At 48.6% G+C, this 3,260-nt stretch carries 3 protein-coding genes; 2 read left to right on the top strand and 1 reads right to left on the bottom strand.

Annotated elements, in window-relative coordinates; all coding sequences use genetic code 11:
* Positions 1-223, top strand: a 223-nt coding sequence (locus IM322_RS17905) for a zinc ribbon domain-containing protein (protein ID WP_287713280.1), incomplete at its 5' end; no start/stop codon positions are given.
* 20 nt (positions 224-243) lie between these two features.
* Here IM322_RS17905 and IM322_RS17910 read toward each other — a convergent pair.
* The gene (locus tag IM322_RS17910) at positions 244-1,002 is read right to left on the bottom strand and encodes an AAA family ATPase (protein ID WP_287672334.1); all 759 of its coding nucleotides are present in this window, start codon (positions 1,000-1,002) and stop codon (positions 244-246) included.
* A gap of 241 nt (positions 1,003-1,243) precedes the next feature.
* Here IM322_RS17910 and groL point away from each other — a divergent pair, with 241 nt between their 5' ends.
* Positions 1,244-2,917: a chaperonin GroEL gene (groL, locus tag IM322_RS17915; protein ID WP_287672335.1), complete on the top strand. Its 1,674-nt coding sequence runs from the start codon at positions 1,244-1,246 to the stop codon at positions 2,915-2,917.
* The last annotated feature ends 343 nt before the right edge of the window (positions 2,918-3,260 follow it).

Consider the following 3,260-nt stretch of genomic DNA (forward strand, 5'->3'; position numbering starts at 1 on the left):
TTCCTGTTGCGGGAATATCGGCGGGAAAAAGGCGTTAAATATCCGTGAGTGGGAATGTCTTTTCTGTGGCACTTTTCATGATCGAGATGTAAACGCTGCGGTAAATATCAAGGTCGCCGGAGGACATTCGGAGACTTTAAATGGACGTAGAGGAAAGCGTAAGACTTCTGTTAAAGAAGCAGCATCCTGTGAAGCGTCAACCCCATTGACGCGACCATCTTAAAAAGGTGGCGTGGTGAGGAATCACCGTCCGTTTACGGCGGTGAGGATGTCAAATTCGCAGATTATTTGGGTGTCCACTCCTCGTTCGTATTGAGGGTCTTTTAAATCAACGCTAAACCAGTTTTTGACAACCTTTTGAATTTCACTCCAATCCTCTCGATTTTCTTGCCAAACTCGCAGCAGTAAATTTCTTAATATACTTCCGGGCTGCGCTTTTCCCACTTGTTTTCGCAGCGGTCCGTCATCACGCCATTCTTCATTGGGTTCTAATCCCGAAAAAGGCGGAACGTAAGCAATAATAGGTAACAGAGAAGGGGAGTGATTTGACTCTCCTTCTAATTCACGGAAATGTTCCCATCCTTCCGAAGGAATTGCGTAGATAGTTTGAGGAGAACTATATCGTAGTTTAACCCCCAAAGAGCATGGTTTTGGTCCGGAAGATTCCGCTATCCAAGTAACATCAATTTCAATGAGAATAAACTCTTGCTTTTTGGAACCATCTGCTTTTGTTGGATAGTGGCGCTCGGTCTTCTCTCGCCACAAAAGATTAAATTCTGGAACGGGAAGGGCTGTAAAGTTGGGAAGGACAACTTGTTTGCCGGTCTTTCCCCCCCGTTTTGCCCGCCGGAACTCCTCAATACAGAACTGCCAGATCGCTAAAGCCTGTAAGATGGTGCTTTTACCACTGTTATTCCGTCCAACCAAGAGATCGAAGAGAGCAAACTCGTAGGTTTGTTCCTTGATACTCTTGAAATTTCTCAGGGTTAGCTTGGTTATCATCGATCTGATTAGGCTGTCGGAATCTTCATCTTAAATTATGCAAGTTAACATCGCTCACTTTCCCAGATCGCATTTTTAAGGCCAAAAATAGATCGGGACTAACTCATCTCTCCAGCTAGGGCAACCAAAACGATCGCGCTTGTCGGTTCAGGGATTAGAGGGGAGTCGATCGCCTAGATTAGCACTCAAGCCCTAAGAGTGCTAAATTAACTATAAGGAGTCCTATCACAACAGCGATACTATGTCCAAAATCATTGCCTTCAAAGATGAATCCCGTCGCGCCCTAGAAAAAGGTGTCAACGCCTTGGCCGATGCGGTAAAAATCACCCTCGGTCCGAAAGGACGCAATGTCTTGTTAGAAAAGAAATACGGCGCCCCCCAGATCGTTAATGACGGCATCACCGTCGCCAAAGAAATCGAATTGTCCGATCCCCTCGAAAACACCGGGGCGAGATTAATTCAAGAAGTAGCCTCAAAAACCAAAGATTTAGCGGGAGATGGCACCACTACCGCCACCATCATCGCCCAAGCTTTAATTAAAGAAGGTCTCAAAAACGTTACCGCCGGGGCCAATCCCGTCGCCTTAAGACGCGGACTAGACAAAACTATCGCCTATCTGGTCGAGGAAATCGCCGCCGTCGCTAAACCGGTCGCTGGAGATGCGATCGCTCAAGTGGCCACCGTTTCTTCCGGCAACGACGAAGAAGTGGGAAAAATGATCGCCGCCGCCATGGAAAAAGTCACCACCGATGGCGTAATCACCGTGGAAGAATCGAAATCCCTAACCACGGAATTAGAAGTGGTGGAAGGGATGCAGATCGATCGCGGTTATATCTCTCCCTATTTCATCACCGATCAAGAAAGACAGATCGTCGAGTACGACAACCCCCTGATCCTGATTACCGATAAAAAAATCAGTGCGATCGCAGAATTAGTCCCCGTCCTCGAAGCCGTTGCCCGTCAAGGTCGTCCCCTATTAATTATCGCCGAAGATGTGGACGGCGAAGCCTTAGCCACTCTCGTGGTCAACAAGGCCCGGGGGGTCTTAAATGTCGTCGCTATCAAAGCCCCCAGTTTCGGGGAACGTCGCAAGGCGGTTTTACAAGATATCGCCATCCTCACCGGCGGTCGTCTGATTTCCGAAGAAGTGGGCTTAAGTCTTGACACGGTTAGCCTCGATCTGCTAGGGCAAGCGGCAAAAATCACCCTAGAAAAAGACAATACAATTATTGTCGCCTCCGGGGACAGCCGCAATAAAGCCGATGTGCAGAAACGTCTCGCCCAACTGAAAAAACAGCTAGAAGAAACCGATTCTGAATTCGATAAGGAAAAATTACAGGAACGCATCGCTAAATTAGCCGGCGGTGTGGCCGTCATTAAAGTCGGGGCAGCCACAGAAACCGAACTCAAGGATCGCAAACTCCGCATCGAAGATGCCCTCAATGCCACCAAAGCCGCCGTGGCAGAAGGTATCGTCCCGGGCGGTGGTACAACCTTGATTCATCTGGCTTCTAAGGTGAAGGCTTTCAAAGCTTCTCTCACTAACGATGAGGAAAAAGTCGCCGCCGATATCGTCGCCAAAGCCCTAGAAGCCCCCCTGCGTCAGTTAGCCAACAACGCCGGTGTGGAAGGCGATGTGATCGTGGAAGGTGTGCGCGATACCGCTTTTAGCATCGGTTACAATGTCCTCACCGGCAAGTACGAAGATTTAATCGCCGCCGGAATTATCGATCCAGCTAAAGTGGTGCGGTCAGCTGTTCAAAACGCCGCTTCCATCGCCGGTATGGTCTTAACTACGGAAGCCCTCGTGGTCGAAAAACCCGTTAAAGAAGCCGCAGCCCCCGATATGGGCGGCATGGGCGGCATGGGTGGCATGGGCGGCATGGGCGGCATGGGCGGCATGGGTATGATGTAATTCCTGATGCCGTCTGGCCCTTCAAAATAATCTCATTCAATTGAGCCAATCTGTCCCTTTTCTCGTTATCATCGGCATTAGGGGCAGGTTTTTTTTCCTCACAAATGCTCGACTTCCCCTCCCCGGTAATGATTCGGTAGTAGTGGCGTAGCCCTCTTGCTTACCTGGTATGAATTGTGTAAAATATTTATTAATAAAAATGATTGGAACCCGATCAGTCTTTAAACCTCTAGCTTGATCATGACTTTTCTGATAAATATCTTTTTCTGGCTCCTGTCTGGCTTACTCAAATATCAGTCTAGCACCGAACAAAATACCCCCTTCACCTCTATTCCCCTGTCAA

It is taken from the genome of Microcystis sp. M109S1 (assembly GCF_020247025.1).
Classification (GTDB): domain Bacteria; phylum Cyanobacteriota; class Cyanobacteriia; order Cyanobacteriales; family Microcystaceae; genus Microcystis.